Consider the following 16,897-nt stretch of genomic DNA (forward strand, 5'->3'; position numbering starts at 1 on the left):
TCCACCGCCCTATTCTTTTGTATCTTCATCCAGATTGACATTTTCTTTCAAATCAGTGATCACCAGTACTTCTTTCAGATGCTTGAAGTCCACAATCGGCGTCACTCTTGCAGTCTTTGTAAGCTTTGTGGAATCCAGCCTGATGTCGGATACTTTCCCGATGGAGAGTCCCTCCACAAATTTAGAACTTAAATAAGAGGTTACCAGTTCATCGCCTTCTTTTACTTTGGCGTTTTTATCGATGTAAACCACATCCAGATATCCGTCGGACATGGTGCTCAGGCTGCCCTTTACAATACAGGAATCCTTTGTTTTCATAAACATGGCGCTGACCATACTCGTATCGTTGATGATAGTTCTCACCTTTGCATAATGGTCGGAGACATCATACACGATCCCCACCAGCCCATTGTCCGCAATGACGTTCATGTTCTTCTTAATACCGTCCTTGCTGCCTTTGTCAATGGCAAAGATCTCAAACCAGTTGCCGGATCCCTTGCTTATGACCCTAGCCCCCACCGTATTGTACTTTTTATACTTTGCCTTCAGCTTCAGGAGATCCTGCAGCCGGTTTAACTCCACCTGGTCCTGGGAAAGAATCCGGTTCTGCATCCTCAGTGAATCAATCTTTTCCTGCAGGACTTTATTCTCCTCTTTTAACTGCTGCTTTGTCTTTATATTTTCATTCCAGGAAAAAATGCTGTTCCCTACGGAATTGATCCCTTTCTGCATAGGGCTTAAGACCCCTGTGGCCACCGCCTTGACAGGGGACAGTACACCCCCTGCAAAAACACTGATTCCGATCAATAAAAAGCATATTCCTACAAAAATGAACAGGTAATGCCTTGAACGCATATTTTTCTTCTGAAATTTCATTTCACTTTCCTCACTAGTATTTGTTGTCTTTGTTCATAATCGTCTTTAAGCCGCGTATGACGCTCTCCTCCGGCTGTTCTGCAGCTCGGACACGGATGCCTATGGCTTCCTCCATCCACTCGGGAATCTTTGCAAAGGAGGAATTCCCTCCGGAAAGATAGATTCCTTCCACCATGATATCAGATGCCAGTTCCGGCGGAATCACTTCCAACATAGCTTTAGCTTCAATGATAATATCATTGACATAATTTCTTATTTTCTCTTCCGCCAAATCCCCCGGAACCTGAATCTTTTTCGGCAGGCCGCTGACAAGATCACGGCCTTTCACATAAACATCCTTCCCTTCTTCTTCCCTTCTGGAGTAAAGAAGCTTCAGACGCTCTGCACTTTTCATGCCAATCTCGATGTTATGGTTCCGCTTCAGCTTGGAGATAATCCACTGGTCGATCTGGCTTCCACCCTGCTTGATCAGACGGCTTCTTACGATGCCTCCCAAAGAAACCACGGAAATCTCCGTAGTGTCTGCCCCCATATTGATCACCATATTCCCGCAGGGAGCTCCTGCGTCAATACCCAGCCCGACCGCATCCGCCATTGGTTTGGGCCAGAGCTTTACTTCTCTTACCGAACGGAAGGACTCGATCATAAGATCATAAAATGCCCGGCGCTCCACTCCTGTAATATCTGACGGCACCGCCATATAAAATTCATATTTTTTCAGTTTTCTCAGATAACGTCTGAGTATCTCAGAAAGAAGCCTGCGCATATTCGTATAATCACCGATGACTCCGTGAACCATCGGTGTGATAATCTGAATCTGGTGCGGCTCTTTTTCGTACATGGAAAACGCTTCATTTCCCACTGCTGCCGTTTCCGAATCTTCGGTCAGGGCAATGACATTCTTGAGCCTTACAATCTGGTCTTTTTCTCTCGAATAAATCCTAAGATTCTTTGAGCCAAGCTCGATTCCAATCAGTCCCTTTTTCATAAACACTCCATTCCATACCGCCTGTCAGGCTATAGTAATTGCTGTTCTTTAAAACTAACGTAAGAACGGTCTCCTATAATGATATGGTCGGACAGATAAATACCAAGCAGCTCTCCTGCTTCTTTTATCCGGTTTGTGACAGAGACATCCTGCCTGCTCGGGGTTGGATCCCCGGAAGGATGATTGTGCAGTAAAATCAAATATACCGCCTCATACTTCAAAGCTTCCAAAAACACTTCCCTGGGCGACGCCACTGTCTGGTTGACCGTACCAACGGATACCTTCAGTTCTTTAATGACTTTATTCTTCCCATTAAAAAGAATTAAAATCATTTCTTCCCTGTTCAAGTGACGCATTTTCTCCATATAATAATCCGCGATGGACTTTGGAGTATGAAAACTGATTTTCTTATGTACTTTCTGTGAGGACAGCCTCCTGGAGAGTTCTGCAATACAGAGAATCTGTATGGCCTTAACCTTCCCGATCCCCCTGATCCTCATCAGTTCATTCATGGATGCGTGGCAGATGCCAAGCAGCCCTTCGTAATAGGGATGCAGTCCCAAAACCTCCACAGCCAGTGCCGTAGCCCGCTTGTCTTTTGCGCCGCTTCTTAAAACAGCTGCTAAAAGTTCTGCATCCGTCAGCGCTTCCGGGCCCAGCCGCTCACACTTTTCATAGGGGCGTTCAGACTCTGGAAGCTCTTTTATTGTGTAATGTCTCTTTTCCATAGATTCCTTTCCTCAAAGGAATACGCAAAAAAACATTTCTCATTAATAAATCTTACCATAAGATCTTTTTCTTGTATAGCCAGGAACTATGACGGTTTCCTTAAGTTTTTCTTATTGCTCAGACACAAAAAACCGGCATCCGACATTACAGACGGATCAGACCTTTTTCCGTCATTCTCTGCAGGGACATGGTTATCCCATATTTGGCGTGGGGATAGGTAAGCCCTCCCTGAAAATAAGCCGCATACGGAGGCTTCATAGGGCCGTCTGCACTGAGCTCAATCGAAGATCCCGATACAAATGCCCCCGCTGCCATAATAACCTGGCTGTCATAGCCCGGCATATCCCACGGCTCCGGTGTCACATAGCTGTCCACCGGAGAGGCCGCCTGAATCCCCTCGCAGAAAGCAACCAGCTTTTTGGGATCGCCGAACTCCACTGCCTGAATGATATCATGGCGGCTTTCACTCCCGTTCGGAACCACCGTAAATCCAAGGCTCTCGTAAAGATTTGCCGCAAATACAGCCCCTTTCAAAGCGCTGTTGACCACTGTAGGAGCCAGAAAAAGGCCCTGCAGGAACTGGCGGTTCACTCCAAGAGAAGCCCCTACTTCCTTTCCAAGCCCCGGTGTTGTAAGCCGGTAAGCACACTGTTCGATCAGTTCTTTTCTTCCGCAGATATAACCTCCGATAGGCGCAAGTCCTCCTCCCGGGTTTTTGATTAATGACCCCACCACTAAGTCAGCCCCGGCCTGGGAAGGCTCTGTCTGTTCCACAAACTCCCCGTAGCAGTTGTCTACCATAACAATAACGGAAGGCTTTATGCTTTTCACAAAGGAGATCAGCTCCCCGATCCGCTCAACAGAAAGCGTAGGGCGGGTTGCATATCCTTTCGACCGCTGGATTGTGACCAGTTTTGTTCTTTCATTGATAGCTTCTTTTATGGCTTCATAGTCAAAAGATCCGTCTTTCTTTAAATCTGCCTGGGCATAGGTGATCCCATACTCCGCCAGAGATCCTTTGGAAGGCCGGATGCCGATTACTTCCTCCAGTGTGTCATAAGGTTTCCCCACCGGAGACATAACTTCATCTCCCGGCCGCAGGTTTGCGCTCAGGGCAAGTCCCAGGGCATGAGTCCCGCAGGTAATCTGAGGGCGGACCAGGGCATCTTCCGTCTGAAAAATATCCGCATATACTCCCTCGATAGCCTCCCTGCCGATATCGTCATAGCCGTATCCGGTTGTTTCTCCTAAGTGTGCCTCGGAAATACGGTTTTTCTTCATAGCCTTCAGCACTTTCAGCTGGTTAAACTCTGCAGCTGCATCAAACTCTGCAAACCTTCCTGCTAAAGATGCTTCGATTTTTTTGGCATAGTCGTAAACCTCCCCGGATACGCCAAGTTCTTTATAGTATTGTTTTAACTGATCCATCCCAAATGCCTTTCTCTTTTATTTTTCCCAGCATAAATGCCAGAATTTCATCTTCATTTTGATAATCCTGCCTGTTGACCATAGTGACATCCTTTTCCCGGCGGAACCAGGTGAGCTGCCGCTTTGCAAAATGCCTCGTATCTTTTTTGATGCGCTCTGCCGTCACATCAAGGTCCTGTTTTCCCTCAAGATAATCAAACACTTCTTTATAACCGATACCCTGCATGGATACCATATCCTTTGTGTATCCCTGTCCGGCAAGCTGCTCTACTTCACCGATCAGCCCTGCTTCCAGCATTTTATCCACTCTCTTGTTGATCCTGTCATAGAGGATCTCTCTGTCATGGGACAAAACAAAATAGACATAATTATAGCAGGACTCCTTTTTTCTTTCTTGTTCATTGTGCCGGGAGATCTTACTCCCCGTCTTTTCGTAATATTCCAGCGCACGGATCACTCTCTTTATATTGTTTTCATGAATAGCCTGAGCTGATTCCGGATCCACCAAAGAGAGCATCTCATGCAGATATGTGTTTCCTTTTTCCTCTGCCAGCCGGCGGAGTTTTTCCCGGTATTCCGGGTCGGAATCTTCTTTAGAAAAATCAATATCATATAAAAGTGCCTGGATATAAAATCCGGTTCCTCCCACAACAACAGGGATCTTTCCTTGATCGTATATTTTCTTTAATGCCTGCTTTGCCATCTGCTGAAACCGGACTACGTGAAACTCTTCATCCGGATCCAGTTCGTTTACAAGATAATGAGGAATCCCCTCCATCTCCTCCGGCATAATCTTTGCAGTCCCGATATCCATTTTCTTATAGATCTGCATAGAGTCGGCAGAGATGATCTCTCCTCCAACTGTTTTGGCAAGCTTTATGGACAGCTCAGTCTTCCCGGCTGCTGTAGGTCCGGTCAATATAATCAACGGCTTCATAACTCATCAAATCCTTTCGGCAGCAGTTCTTTCAGTCTGAAAACCTGGTAATTGTCTCTGTCCTGGCAGATCACTTTCATATCTTTTGAAAACTCATTCATCACCTGCAGGCAGATTCCGCATGGATATACACAGCCCTTTCCCTTTGCAGCAATGGCAATGGCTTCAAAATCCCTCTTTCCCGCTGCCACCGCAGTGCTCACCGCGTTTCGTTCTGCACAGATAGCCGCACCGTAGGAGGCATTCTCCACATTGCAGCCCGTATAAATACTTCCGTCCGCACAAAGAAGAGCTGCCCCCACCATAAAACCGGAATATGGCGCATAGGCCTGTTCTCTGGCCTTCTTAGCCAATGCCAGTAATTCTTTCTCGTTCATAATCCCATCCTTTTCATATCACATTTTTGTGGTGAACCTCTCATGACATCTTGACCAGTTCTCCGGCTTGCATTCGAACTGGTCAAAATGGACGTAATGTCTGCTGGAGAAGGGCAGCCATAAAACAGAAGGTTCCTTTTAGAGATAAGATTTTCTTCACTGTCGGAAGGAGGCCTTTCCAGAGCCGACTGGAGATAGTGGAGAAAAACTCATAAGATTCGCTTGAATTTCTTTTCTATTTCATATTTTGTCATTTTGATCATAGTAGGCCTTCCGTGGGGACAGGTGTATGGATTCTCACACTCCATCAAAAGATCCAAAAGATTTTTCACCTCAGGCACTGACATTCTCTGGTTTCCTTTGGCTGACATTTTGCAGGCCATGGATGCGATTTTGTCCGTAATCATCTCAGGAGCCTTTTTCACTCCGTCAGCAGTGAGAGTATCCAAAAGCTCCATGAACAATTCTTTTTCTTTCAGGCCGTATAAGTTCGCCGGCACCTGGCGGATGCAGAATTCATTGCCTCCGAAGGCCTCAATGGTAAATCCCAGTTCTTCAAAGATTCCCTTCGTCTCTGAAAGCACCTTCGCCTCTGCCATGGACAGTGTCACCACATAAGGAGGCTCCACTCCCTGGCTGTATATCTTTTTCTCTCTGAATGCCTTCATAAGCTTTTCGTAATTCACCTTCTCATGGGCAGCATGCTGGTCCATGATAAACAGCTGGTCATCATACTCAATCATCCAGTAAGTTTTAAACAGCTGGCCAATCACTTTCCGGTCGGGCTTCGCCTCCTCGTCCAGCAGGGATGTCTCATGAAGGGTCATCTGCTTCATTTCATCCTGTTTTGCCTGCTCATAATAGTTGACTCCTGCGGACACACTCTTTTTCATCTGAACAGCCGGCTGCTCTGCCCTTTGAACTGTCTTTCCCATCGTCCACGGCTTAGGGGAAGCTTCCTTTTCAGGCCCTTTCGGCGCGCTTTCTTCCCTTTTGGCCTGCTCAAACGGCTCCGGCATTTTTGACGGAAGCACTGTCTTTTCTTTTTTTTCAGGCTTTCCGATTTCTGCTTTGGGAATGATTTCTTTGTGGGCCAGTGCCTCTTTAATCCCTGACTCCAACAGCTCATACAGTTCCTTTTCATTGCGGAACCGGATCTCCATCTTCGTCGGATGGACGTTTACATCCAAAAGCTCCGGTTCCACCTGGATATTCAGGCATACAAAGGGATACTTATGTGCCATGGTAAAGGTCTTATACCCATCCTCAATTGCTTTAAAAATAATCTTGCTCTTTATATACCTGCCGTTGATAAAATAGCTCTCATAGTTCCGGTTTCCCCGGGAAATAAACGGCTTTCCGATGTAGCCGTCTACGCTGACTGTCTGGCTTCGGACGGAGATCGGCAGAAGGGCTGCCGCCACCTCTCTTCCGTACAGGTGGTAAATAATATCTCTTACATTTCCGTTTCCGGATGTATACATCTTATTTTTGCTGTTATGGATAAATTTAAACGCAATGTCAGGGTGGCTCAGAGCCATATGCACCATAATCTGCTCCACATATCCTGCCTCCGTCACCGGACTTTTCAAGAATTTCCGCCTGGCAGGAGTATTATAAAACAGATTCCTCACGAGAAAAGTCGTCCCATCCGGTGCGCCGATCTCTTCAAATCCCTGTTCTTCCCCGCCGAAGATCTTATAGGATACCCCGGAAAAAGCACCGGCTGTCTTGGTGATGACTTCCACCTGCCCTACCGCACTGATACTTGATAATGCTTCTCCCCGGAATCCCAGAGAAGATACACATACCAGATCCTCCACTGTACGGATTTTGCTTGTGGCATGCCGCAGAAACGCAGTTTTTACATCCTCCTTGGCAATGCCGCATCCATTATCCGTCACCCGCATAAGCGTCATGCCGCCGTCCTTGATCTCCACAGTGACTGCTGTAGCTTTGGCATCTATGGCGTTCTCCACCAGTTCCTTCACCACTGAGGCAGGCCGCTCAATCACTTCCCCGGCTGCAATATTATCGATTGTCTTTTGGTCCAATAACTGAATTTCTGCCATAACTATTCCTCTTCTCTAAGCTTGTTCTGCAGAATATACAAATAGTTCAGCGCCTCCAGCGGAGTCATGCAGGATAAATCCTTTTCCCTGATCTCCGCCATGAACGGATGCTCCATTGTAGGCTCACCGTCGTTGGCAAACAAAGAAAGCTGCTGCGGTTCGTCGGAAACCTGAATTTTCTGCGCTTTGGAAACAATATCGCTGTCGCTCAATTCAGCCACGATCTCTTTTGCTCTCTGGATCACCATATCCGGCACTCCTGCAAGCTTCGCCACCTGGATTCCGTAGCTCTTATCCGCCCCGCCTTTTACAATCTTTCTTAAAAATACAATATTATCGCCCTGTTCCTTTACAGCAATACAGTAATTGTTCACACTGGAAATCTTTCCTTCCAGTTCTGTCAGCTCGTGATAATGAGTGGCAAACAAAGTCTTTGCTCCCAAAAGCTTGGAATTACTGATATACTCCACAACGGCCCAGGCAATGCTCAGGCCATCGTAAGTGCTCGTTCCCCGGCCGATCTCATCAAGAATCAGCAGGCTGTCCTTTGTGGCATTCCTGAGGATATTTGCCACCTCACTCATCTCCACCATAAAGGTGCTCTGGCCGCTGGCCAGGTCATCGGAGGCCCCTACTCTGGTGAAAATTCTGTCCACGATGCCGATGTTTGCTTTCACAGCCGGCACAAAGGAGCCGATTTGGGCCATAAGGACAATCAGTGCCGACTGCCGCATATAGGTTGATTTTCCGGCCATGTTCGGACCTGTGATGATAGATACACGGTGCCGTTTGCTGTCCAGATAGGTGTCATTTGCAATAAACATATCATTGGACATCATCTGCTCCACCACCGGATGGCGCCCCTCTTTAATATCAATCGTTCCCTTTGTATTTAATTTCGGCCTCACATATCCGTTTCTCTCTGCCGCATAAGCCAGAGAGCAGAGCACGTCCAGGTAGGCAATAACTCCGGCGCTTTTCTTAATTCTTTCCATTTCTCCCGCCAATGTTTCCCGGATTGATACAAAGGTTTCATATTCCAGGGCATACAGCCTGTCCTCAGCTCCGAGAATCGTATCTGCCAGCTGGTTAAGTTCCTCCGTGGTATATCTCTCCGAGTTGGCCAGCGTCTGTTTTCTTATGTAATGTTCAGGTACTCTGTCCTTGTAGGAGTTGGTGACATCCAAATAGTATCCAAACACTTTATTAAATTTTACTTTCAGTGTCTTGATACCGGTAGCTCTCCGCTCTCTCTCTTCTAATTCCATGAGCCACTGCTTACCGTCAGTCTTGGCACTTTTTAGCTGGTCGATCTGCTCTGAGAACCCGTCCTTGATAATGCCTCCTTCTTTGATGGCAATGGGCGGCTCTTCCAGTACTGCAGCCTCTAAAAGCCCTGCCACATCCTCCAGAGTATCCAGTTCTTCCCTAAGCTCAGACAGCAGCCCATCGCTGCATTCTTCAAGAATGGTCCTGATCGGAGGCAGCCACTGAAGAGATACTTTCAAAGCAATCATATCTCTCGGATTTACCGTCTGGTAACTTACTTTTGTCATAAGCCGCTCCAGATCATAAACCGGGTTCAGATACTCCCGGATTTCTTCCCTGACAATGGCCTGCCTGGTCAGAGTGGTCAGCGCCTCATATCTCTCTTCAATCTTATCCCGGTCGATCAGAGGCTGTTCGATCATGCTTCTTAAAAGCCTGGCCCCCATAGCCGTCTTTGTCTTATCCAGAACCCCCAGCAGGGAACCCTTTTTTCTTTTGTCCCGGAGAGTTTCGCAAAGTTCCAGATTTCTCCGGCTGGAACTGTCAATAATCATATATTCGCTGGTCTCATACGGTGAGACAGACATAAGATGATTCAGTGCGTTTTTCTGGGTCTCATGAAGATATAGAAGAATAGCGCCGGTGGCGATGACCCCCATAGGATGGTCTGAAAGACCCAGGCCGCTCAGATTCCCCACATGAAACTGAGACTTAATGGCAGCTGTCCCCTGCTCTTCATCAAAATAATAATGATCAATACTGGAAACGGATACCCCAAGCTTATCTTTGATCAGTCCAATATCTGCACCGCTGATCAAAAATGCATCGTTGCAGATGATCTCTGCCGGAGCAAACTTAAAAATCTCATCCACAACCTTGTGAAGTTCATCCATGGATGTGGTGCGGAAATCTCCCGTAGTGACATCCACCACGGACAGCCCAAAGCTGTCATCACTGCAGAAAATACACATGAGATAGTTGTTTTTTTCGTCATCTAAGCTTTGCTGGGAAATGTTTGTTCCCGGCGTCACAATTCTGATAACTTCCCTCTTCACAATTCCTTTGGTCTGTTTAGGATCCTCCACCTGCTCACAGATGGCCACTTTATATCCCTTTTCCACCAGTTTATTTAAGTAGGAATCCACCGCATGAAACGGAATGCCGCACATCGGAGCACGCTCCTCCATCCCGCAGTTTTTCCCTGTCAGTGTAATTTCTAATTCCTTGGAAGCTGTCATGGCATCCTCAAAAAACATTTCATAAAAATCTCCCAGCCTGTAAAACAGGATGCAGTCTTTATTCTGCTCTTTGATCGCCATATACTGTTCCATCATTGGAGTTAATTTAGCCATTTACCTGTTCTCCCATATAATAAAAACCTTTTTCTTCCGTAATCTTCACACGGACGATCTGACCAATCAGACTGTCCCCGCCCTTAAAATGTACTAAAATGTTGTTGGAAAGACGGCCGGTAACCATACCGTCCTGGTGGGTATTCTTCTCCTCCACCAGCACCTCTTCCACTTTTCCGACTCCGTCCTTTCTGTTGTCCTTTGAACTTTCCTTAATCACTTCAAGAAGACGCTGGAATCTTTTCTTCACCACGAAAGGCTCCACCTGTTCTTCCATGGCGGCAGCCGGTGTTCCTGTCCTTTTTGAATAGACAAACGTATAGGCACTGTCAAACTTGACCTTTCTCACCACATCCAGGGTTTCTTCAAAGTCTTCTTCTGTCTCCCCCGGAAACCCTACAATAATATCTGTGGTCATGGCAATCCCCGGTATTTTTTCTTTGATTTTTTCAGCCAAAGCAAGATAGTCTTCCTTTGTATAATGCCGGTTCATCAGCTTTAAAATCCGGCTGCTCCCGGACTGAACCGGCAGATGCATATGGCGGCAGACCTTTTTGGAGGAAGCCATCACGTCAATGAGATCATCTGACAGATCCTTCGGATGGGGTGTCATAAACCTGATGCGTGAAAGCCCTTCGATTTGTTCAATCATTGTCAGAAGTTCTGCAAAGCTGACCGGCTTATCCAGGTTCTTGCCGTAGGAATTTACATTCTGCCCAAGCAGCATTACTTCCCTCACTCCTTCTTTCACCAGTCCTTCAATCTCCCGTACTATATCTTCCGGCTTCCGGCTCCGCTCCCGTCCTCTCACATAAGGAACAATACAGTAGCTGCAGAAATTGTTGCAGCCAAACATAATATTTACCCCGCATTTGAAGGAAAACTTCCGGTCACTGGGAAGGTCCTCCACAATCTGGTCCGTATCCTTCCAAATATCTACGATCATTCCCCCGGACTCAACCCTGGCCTTTAAAAGCTCCGCCAGTTTGAAAATATTGTGCGTCCCGAAAATAAGATCTACAAACGGATAGCTTTTTCCAATCTTCTCCACAACCTGTTCTTCCTGCATCATACAGCCGCAGAGACCTATCATCATATCAGGGTTCTTTTCCTTTGCTTTTTTTACGTGCCCCAGATGTCCGTACAGCTTTGTGTTGGCATTTTCCCGGACTGTACATGTATTAAAGAGAACCAGATCCGCATATTCCGTGTCAGTTTCCTGGTACCCGATTGTCTCCAGAACCCCGAGAAGCTTTTCAGAGTCTTTCTCATTCATCTGGCATCCAAAGGTAGTGATATGGCAGGTGAGAGGCCGGCCCAGACGTTCTTCCTGTGTCTTTACCCATCCTTTCATCTCTTCCATATAGGCGTATTGTTTTTGTGCTTCATTTTTATATGTTGGCATTGGTATTTCTCCGTTCTTTTTCATTTCTTGGCATATGGAATCTATTATAACAATATTTAAAAAATCGTGCAAATTTCTATGACATTTTGACCAGTTCTCCGGCTTGCTGTCTCAGAAGCATAAGATTTTCTAACCTTCAGCAAAGCCTTTCCGGTGGCCCGTTCGGAACTCACTTGCGTTGGCCTAGAGCACTTAGGGAAGGCAAACAAAGTGCAGACTGAGCTTAGTGCGAAGGCCGTTCAAAGGAACTTCATGAGCAGGAGCCGCAGGCGAGATGCGAATTTAGTGAATCGAACCTCATTGCCTACAAGTCTTTGCTTCAGGAAGAAAAACTAATACTCCTTCGAATGCAAGTCCTCCGAACTGGTCAAAATGGACGTAATGTCTGCTGGAGAAGGGCAGCTATAAAAGAGAAGGTACCTATTACCGATAAGTTTTTCTTCACTGTCGGAAGGAGACCTTTCCAGAGCCGACTGGAGATAGTGAAGAAAAACTCATCTCTTAGGCCCATTGCTCTTTGATGAGCTTGTGCGCATCCTGCACGGAGTGCTTTTTATTACAATAGGGAGGTTCGGAGAACTATCCTATTGTAATAAAAAATACCGCTCAAAATCTTAATAAAAGAATTTGAGCGGCATAGATTTCTGCCTATAGCTTTAACTGGTCTTTTGCAAAACAAAGCGCTGATTCTATGACTTTATCCATGTCATAATACTTGTATTCCCCAAGTCTTCCGCCGAACAAAACTTTTTCTTCCTTATCGGCCAGGGTACGGTACTTTTGGAATAACTGATTATTTTTCTCATCATTTACCGGGTAGTATGGTTCCATGCCGTCTTCCCACTCCACCGGATACTCCTTTGTGACTACTGTATTCTTCTGGGTACCGAATGCAAAATGCTTATGCTCGATCTTTCTCGTATACGGAGTCTCACGGTCTGTATAATTCATGACAGCCACTCCCTGATGATTCTCTTCTTCCAAAACCTGATGTTCAAACTTCAGACTTCTGTAAGCAAGCTTTCCGAACTGGTATCCATAGTAAGAATCAATCGTACCTGTATAGATCACCTTATCTCCAAGCCCTGAAAGTTCTTCTCTTTTTTCTAAAAAGTCGGTGGAGAGCATAACATCGCAGCCCTCATACAGCCTGTCGATCAGCTTATTGTATCCCTCTTTTGGGATGCCCTGATGCGGATCGTTAAAATAGTTATTGTCGTAAATATACCGGACAGGTATTCTCCTGATAATAGAAGCCGGAAGGTCCTTACAGTCTCTTCCCCACTGCTTTTCAGTATAACCTTTGATCAGCTTCTGATAAATGTCCGTGCCTACCAGGCTGACCGCCTGTTCTTCAAGATTTGAAGGTTCCCCTTCTACAGCCTGTCTCTGGGATTCTATGATCCTTTTGGCCTCAGCCGGAGATGCAATCCCCCACATCTTGCTGAATGTATTCATGTTAAAAGGAAGATTATACGTCTCACCATGATAATTCGCCACCGGACAGTTGATATAATGGTTGAATTCTACCAGCGAAGTTACATACTTCCATACTTCCTCATTGCTTGTATGAAATATATGCGCTCCGTATTCATGGACCATGATGCCTTCCACATCCCTGCACATGATATTTCCTCCCAGGGCCTCTCTCTTTTCTACTACCAGACAGGTTTTCCCCTGTTTTCCTGCTTCTCTGGCAATGACTCCGTTAAAAAGTCCGCCGCCGACTAAAATATAATCATAATGCTTCATAAACTTCCTCCTTATATTTGGTTTATTATACCCTGTCCCGGGAAAAATGACAATCTGTTTTTCTTGTCTCCCGGCTTCTTTTAAAGTAAAATAGAAGTAACGAGTTTGTAAAATCTGTGTAAATTTTTATACAAAATCAAGGAGGCAGCAATGAGTTCTTTTCTATTACCGATGGCCGGCGGTCTTGGCCTGTTTCTGTACGGAATGAAACTAATGAGCGACGGTCTTGAAAAAGCAGCCGGAGCAAGACTTCGGGGGATCCTGGAGTTCTTCACAACGAACCGTTTTTCGGGGATGCTGGTGGGCATCTTTTTTACCGCCATCATTCAGTCGTCGAGCGCTTCAACCGTCATGGTCGTCAGCTTTGTTAATGCAGGGCTTATGAATCTTTCCCAGGCGGCAGGCGTTATCCTGGGAGCCAACATCGGAACGACAGTGACCTCCCAGCTGGTGGCATTTAACCTGTCAGATGCCGCACCTATTTTTTTAATGTCCGGTGTGGTCATGGTTATGTTTATTCAAAACCCCAGAATCAAGAAGACCGGTGAAGTGGTCTTAGGCTTCGGTGTTTTATTCACCGGCCTTACAACCATGTCCTCCACCATGTCCTTCTTAAAAGATTCTCCTGCCGTCATGAATGCACTGGCAGGATTGGACAACCATTTTGCCGCTGTCCTCATAGGCTTTGTGATCACTGCCATCCTCCAGAGTTCCTCTGTAACCGTCAGCATTGTACTTCTGATGGCTTCCCAGGGTCTCCTGAGCCTGCCTATCTGTTTCTTTATCATCCTGGGCTGCAATATGGGGTCCTGTGTATCTGCCCTTTTAGCCAGCTTAAGCGGAAAGAAAAATGCAAAACGCGCGGCAGTCATCCACTTCTTATTCAATGTGTTCGGAAGTGCAGCCATTTTTACACTCCTCACCTTTTTCCTGCATCCGATCGCCGAGACGATCTTACATATATCAAATGGAAATATGGGACGAAGCGTAGCCAATGCCCATACATTTTTTAAGATTTTTGAAGTGCTGATTATGTTTCCGAGCACCAGCCTGATTGTCAAATTGGCAGAAAAGATTGTTCCGGGCGATGAAGAAAAGCCTTCTCCTTCCGAACTGAATTTTATTGGTGAATACCACTCTCCCATATCTGCCATTCCCCAGGTCCGCCAGGAGATATCCCGTATGGCGGAGCTTGCCAACAAAAACCTTGAAATGGCCTTTCAGGCATTCTTAAACTGCAGTACAAAACATCTCGGTGAGATTTATCAGCGGGAAGAGGAGATTGACAGTCTGAGCCAGAAGATTACGGACTTCCTTGTTGATTCCAATCTTCAGGAACTTCCCGTAGGTGACCGGGAAATCCTGGGCAGTATGTTCTATGCGGTCGGAGATATTGAACGTATCGGTGACCTGGCTGAAAACTTTGCTGACAGCGCCCGGTCTGCTGCCGATCATAACTCCCGTCTGAGCAAAGATGCCAAGAGGGAACTGGTCAATATGTATAACGCTGTGTCTGCTCTTCTGGAAGATGCTGTGGTGATTTTTAAAGAACATAAAAAAGAAATGATCCCTGAATTTTATAAACATGAACAGGCCATCGATGCTATGGAACGCCGCTATCAAAAGCGCCATCTCAACAGAATGGCCCAGGGCATCTGTGAGCCCCGGGCCGGTCTTCTGTTTTCTGATATGCTTTCATCCCTGGAACGTATTGCCGATCATGGGACAAACATTGCATTTTCTGTGATGGATCCATCTGATGAAGAAATGCTCACAGAATCATGACAGATGCATGATTTTATAGTCTAATCTCTGTACCTTTGTGTGAACACGGGTGTTCTCAAGCATTTTGATGAGCCGCCTGTGTTCCTCTTCCGGTACCCCTTCCTTATAATCTGAGAAATCAAAATCAATCTCTTCTTCCTCATCTCCCGCATTGACAAGCAGCAAATAAGCTCCCTGACTGCACGGTTCTCCAAAAACATCTTTTGTTCCCGGCACAAACCGCAGAATAGCCAAAACATGTTCAGATGCGGCAATATACAAAGCATAACCTGTCTGAAGGATTTTTTCCCGGCTTCTGAAAACGGAAACGGTTTTTAATTCTTCAAATATCTTTGTATCATGCTTAAACATGGGACCCCTGTTAAACGGATCCATCAGCCCGTTCATTCCATACTCATCCCCATAATAAATCGACGGGATTCCCGGAATAAAAAACTGGATTGCAAATGCCAGCCTGGAAAGTACTGCTCCTTTGCGGTCGTTTTCCGAAGTGACTACGTAGTCAATCTGGTTCTCCCTGGACGGCAGCATCTCATTCATTCCTGAGGCCAGAGTAGTCCGGATCCTCGGGATGTCATGGGATGACAGCAGATTCATCACGCTGTAATAAAACGGCTTTGGATAGTTGCACTGCTGTCCCAGCAGAAACTGCTGCATGCCATAAGCATCTTCATTTCCCAGCAGATAGTTGACACAGTTTACCTTAAACGGATAGTTCATCGTACTGTCAAGCCCCCTGCCGAGAGCATACTTTCTCTTGACCCCGTAGCTTTCTTTTGTGGTGACGTCTTCCCATACTTCTCCGATTAAAGCATAGTTTTTAAACATCTTTTTCATTGTCTTGCGCATCAGAAAAATAAACTCGTCCGGAAGCTCATCAGCCACATCCAGCCGGAACCCGGAAGCTCCAAGCGTAAACCAATGTTTAAGAACTGAGTCCCTGCCCGTAATAATATAGGACAGGAAACGTTCGTTCAGTTCATTGACCTCCGGAAGACTCCGGAATCCCCACCAGCTCTTGTAATCTCCCTTGCTGTCAAAGGAGTACCAGTCATAAAACGGTGAATCCTGGCTCTGATAGGCCCCCACACTCTTATAATTTCCATTTTTATTGAAATAAAGACTGTCGGCTCCCGTATGGGAGAAAACTCCGTCCAGGATAATATGAATTCCTTTTCTTCTGGCGATTTCGCATAATTCTCTGAAATCTTCATTGCTTCCCAGGAATGGATCTACTTTTTTGTAATCACCGGTATTATACCGATGATTGGAACTGGACTCTACAATGGGGTTCAGATAAATACAGGTGACGCCTAATTTTTTCAGATCGTCTAAATGCTTTTTAATCCCTTCCAGATCTCCGCCGAAGAAATCACACGGATCATAAAATTCTTTCCCCTCCATCGGTCCGAAAAGCGGGCGTTCCTCCCAGCTTTTGTGCACGTAAATATCACGGCCCATTTTTCTATGGTATTCTTCTCCCTTTACGGTATTCTGCCAGTTTCCCCGGCAGAACCGATCCGGAAATATCTGATACATAATGCCTTTTGAAAGCCACCTGGGCGTTTCAAACCCTCTTTCGTATACAGTCATCTGAAAGCCGTGCACATCTTCTTCTACCCGCATGCCTTCTCCGCAGGTACGTCCCGGCTTTGCTCCGTAATAATACGTGTAATTCCTCTCTGTGATCCTGAAGTAATACCAAAGGATACACGCTTTTTCCGGCATCTCTATGATACATTCATAGAAATCCTTCCTCTCTCTCATTGGAAATGTCTTATGGTAATCTTCCGAAAATAAGACCACTTCCACATTCGCAGCCGTCCCCTCTAAGGCAAAAAGGCGAAGTCTCACTTCTTCGCCTTTTGTAACAGCCCCAACAGGTTTCCTATACTGCTCAATTGATGCATTATGGATCATGTTCTCT

At 46.0% G+C, this 16,897-nt stretch carries 12 protein-coding genes; 1 reads left to right on the forward strand and 11 read right to left on the reverse strand.

What is annotated here, in order from left to right; translation table 11 throughout:
* Positions 1-9: 9 nt before the first annotated feature.
* From mreC to glf, 10 genes are all read right to left on the reverse strand, one after another.
* Entirely contained in the window at positions 10-876 is an 867-nt protein-coding gene (gene mreC, locus KH180_RS07320; protein WP_290758506.1) for a rod shape-determining protein MreC, read from the reverse strand.
* 13 nt (positions 877-889) lie between these two features.
* Complete coding sequence (locus KH180_RS07325; RefSeq protein ID WP_290758509.1) at positions 890-1,864, reverse strand: rod shape-determining protein; 975 nt, start codon at positions 1,862-1,864, stop codon at positions 890-892.
* A 29-nt stretch (positions 1,865-1,893) separates the two neighbouring features.
* Positions 1,894-2,592: a RadC family protein gene (gene radC / locus KH180_RS07330; protein ID WP_290758512.1), complete on the reverse strand. Its 699-nt coding sequence runs from the start codon at positions 2,590-2,592 to the stop codon at positions 1,894-1,896.
* A gap of 145 nt (positions 2,593-2,737) precedes the next feature.
* Positions 2,738-4,021 carry a methionine gamma-lyase family protein gene (locus KH180_RS07335; RefSeq protein WP_290758515.1) on the reverse strand — a complete coding sequence of 428 codons (1,284 nt, stop codon included), beginning with the start codon at positions 4,019-4,021 and terminating at the stop codon, positions 2,738-2,740.
* Positions 3,996-4,958, reverse strand: a complete 963-nt coding sequence (miaA, locus tag KH180_RS07340; protein ID WP_290758518.1) for a tRNA (adenosine(37)-N6)-dimethylallyltransferase MiaA — start codon at positions 4,956-4,958, stop codon at positions 3,996-3,998. Before miaA ends, KH180_RS07335 begins: the two co-directional genes overlap by 26 nt.
* Positions 4,955-5,335, reverse strand: coding sequence for a cytidine deaminase (gene cdd / locus KH180_RS07345; RefSeq protein ID WP_290758521.1), 381 nt, complete (start codon positions 5,333-5,335; stop codon positions 4,955-4,957). The genes miaA and cdd overlap by 4 nt, the downstream gene beginning before the upstream one ends.
* A 209-nt stretch (positions 5,336-5,544) precedes the next feature.
* Positions 5,545-7,407: a DNA mismatch repair endonuclease MutL gene (gene mutL / locus KH180_RS07350; RefSeq protein WP_290758524.1), complete on the reverse strand. Its 1,863-nt coding sequence runs from the start codon at positions 7,405-7,407 to the stop codon at positions 5,545-5,547.
* Positions 7,408-7,409: 2 nt separating this feature from the next.
* Positions 7,410-10,028 (reverse strand): DNA mismatch repair protein MutS, encoded by a 2,619-nt coding sequence (gene mutS / locus KH180_RS07355; protein ID WP_290758527.1) that lies wholly within the window; start codon positions 10,026-10,028, stop codon positions 7,410-7,412.
* A complete protein-coding gene (miaB, locus tag KH180_RS07360) occupies positions 10,021-11,433 on the reverse strand; it encodes a tRNA (N6-isopentenyl adenosine(37)-C2)-methylthiotransferase MiaB (RefSeq protein WP_290758531.1) in 1,413 nt (470 codons plus the stop codon). Before miaB ends, mutS begins: the two co-directional genes overlap by 8 nt.
* Positions 11,434-12,081: 648 nt before the next feature.
* Complete coding sequence (gene glf / locus KH180_RS07365) at positions 12,082-13,185, reverse strand: UDP-galactopyranose mutase (protein WP_290758534.1); 1,104 nt, start codon at positions 13,183-13,185, stop codon at positions 12,082-12,084.
* 150 nt (positions 13,186-13,335) lie between these two features.
* Here glf and KH180_RS07370 point away from each other — a divergent pair, with 150 nt between their 5' ends.
* Positions 13,336-14,970 (forward strand): Na/Pi cotransporter family protein, encoded by a 1,635-nt coding sequence (locus KH180_RS07370; protein WP_290758538.1) that lies wholly within the window; start codon positions 13,336-13,338, stop codon positions 14,968-14,970.
* Here KH180_RS07370 and KH180_RS07375 read toward each other — a convergent pair.
* The gene (locus tag KH180_RS07375) at positions 14,965-16,890 is read right to left on the reverse strand and encodes a glycoside hydrolase family 13 protein (protein ID WP_290758541.1); all 1,926 of its coding nucleotides are present in this window, start codon (positions 16,888-16,890) and stop codon (positions 14,965-14,967) included. The genes KH180_RS07370 and KH180_RS07375 overlap by 6 nt on opposite strands.
* Positions 16,891-16,897: the final 7 nt, after the last annotated feature.

Origin of the sequence: Anaerostipes sp., assembly GCF_018381315.1 — a bacterium.
Taxonomy (GTDB): domain Bacteria; phylum Bacillota; class Clostridia; order Lachnospirales; family Lachnospiraceae; genus Anaerostipes.

Excerpts from the sequence above, each read along its gene's own strand:
- KH180_RS07325 (WP_290758509.1), bottom strand. The coding sequence starts at position 1,864 with ATGAAAAAGGGACTGATTGGAATCGAGCTTGGCTCAAAGAATCTTAGG.
- KH180_RS07370 (WP_290758538.1), top strand. The coding sequence starts at position 13,336 with ATGAGTTCTTTTCTATTACCGATGGCCGGCGGTCTTGGCCTGTTTCTG.
- miaB (WP_290758531.1), bottom strand. The coding sequence starts at position 11,433 with ATGCCAACATATAAAAATGAAGCACAAAAACAATACGCCTATATGGAA.
- miaA (WP_290758518.1), bottom strand. The coding sequence starts at position 4,958 with ATGAAGCCGTTGATTATATTGACCGGACCTACAGCAGCCGGGAAGACT.
- radC (WP_290758512.1), bottom strand. The coding sequence starts at position 2,592 with ATGGAAAAGAGACATTACACAATAAAAGAGCTTCCAGAGTCTGAACGC.
- mutL (WP_290758524.1), bottom strand. The coding sequence starts at position 7,407 with ATGGCAGAAATTCAGTTATTGGACCAAAAGACAATCGATAATATTGCA.
- cdd (WP_290758521.1), bottom strand. The coding sequence starts at position 5,335 with ATGAACGAGAAAGAATTACTGGCATTGGCTAAGAAGGCCAGAGAACAG.
- mreC (WP_290758506.1), bottom strand. The coding sequence starts at position 876 with ATGAAATTTCAGAAGAAAAATATGCGTTCAAGGCATTACCTGTTCATT.
- KH180_RS07335 (WP_290758515.1), bottom strand. The coding sequence starts at position 4,021 with ATGGATCAGTTAAAACAATACTATAAAGAACTTGGCGTATCCGGGGAG.
- glf (WP_290758534.1), bottom strand. The coding sequence starts at position 13,185 with ATGAAGCATTATGATTATATTTTAGTCGGCGGCGGACTTTTTAACGGA.
- KH180_RS07375 (WP_290758541.1), bottom strand. The coding sequence starts at position 16,890 with ATGATCCATAATGCATCAATTGAGCAGTATAGGAAACCTGTTGGGGCT.
- mutS (WP_290758527.1), bottom strand. The coding sequence starts at position 10,028 with ATGGCTAAATTAACTCCAATGATGGAACAGTATATGGCGATCAAAGAG.